Source organism: Acinetobacter sp. V2 (genome assembly GCF_001188385.1).
GTDB lineage: Bacteria > Pseudomonadota > Gammaproteobacteria > Pseudomonadales > Moraxellaceae > Acinetobacter > Acinetobacter oleivorans.
Map to the genome: position 1 here is coordinate 21,165 of NZ_JZFB01000002.1, position 337 is coordinate 21,501.

Annotated in this window: 1 pseudogene; it reads left to right on the forward strand. The window is 50.1% G+C overall.

Annotation, left to right across the window (positions count from 1 at the left end):
* Positions 1 to 337: pseudogene (locus tag UC75_RS20875) on the forward strand (hypothetical protein); the annotation flags it as partial.

A 337-nucleotide genomic window follows, 5' to 3' on the forward strand; every position in this document is an offset into this window, starting at 1 on the left:
TTCTGATTTAGTAGGTGGAGATATCTCAGGCGCAACTGCGTCAGCAACTGGAATTGTTGAAACACTTATCAACAATGGTACAACTGCTGCAGGTATTGTCACTGGTGTAGTTGGAAGTGTTACGGATGTAGTAGGCGGTGTAACTGGTGGCGTTGGTGGTAACCCTCTTGAAGTTGTAACCGACATCATCGGCGGCGTAACGGGCGGTATCGGTGGCAACCCTCTTGAAGTTGTAACCGACATCATCGGTGGCGTAACGGGCGGTATCGGTGGCGGCACATCTCCAATCTCTCCAGTAATCGACGTAGTTCAAGGCGGTATCGATATTCTTCAAGGC